1 protein-coding gene is annotated in these 404 nt (G+C 39.9%); it reads right to left on the bottom strand.

Annotation, left to right across the window (positions count from 1 at the left end; genetic code table 11):
• Positions 1-172: 172 nt before the first annotated feature.
• Positions 173-388 (bottom strand): VLRF1 family aeRF1-type release factor, encoded by a 216-nt coding sequence (locus tag BHE18_RS01115; protein WP_071616923.1) that lies wholly within the window; start codon positions 386-388, stop codon positions 173-175.
• Between the last annotated feature and the right edge of the window lie 16 nt (positions 389-404).

The raw sequence follows: 404 nt of genomic DNA, 5'->3' as shown, positions 1-404 counted from the left end.
GCGCAAGTCGCAGTGGCAAACTTTCATCGGCACCATGCCGCTCGAACGGGCTGTTTCCGAACCGATGCGCAAAACCTGCTGTCTGTACAAAGAGTTAGAGTCGTTTGAAACCTGTACTTTCTGCCCTCATCCCCATTAAAAAAAGCTCTGGCATCATCGCCAGAGCTTTTTGTTATTTTTCAAATACTTCGTGCAAAATTTTATCTGCACTGTTGTTAATAAAGTTTTTATGGATGCAGCTGTTCGGCTTTTGATGGAGCACTTTAGCAAATGACTGAGCATGCTCAGCTTCTCCAATGATGTGGATTTCTTCCCAACGACGTTCTTTTTTCAGCTTCTCAATCTTAAAAAAAAAAAAAGAATAAAAACAGTCAATGAAAATGAGCAAATACTAAAACAAATAA

Source organism: Rossellomorea aquimaris (assembly GCF_001877785.1).
Taxonomy (GTDB): Bacteria; Bacillota; Bacilli; order Bacillales; family Bacillaceae_B; genus Rossellomorea; species Rossellomorea aquimaris_A.
This window is presented reverse-complemented; position numbering and strand designations above follow the sequence as displayed.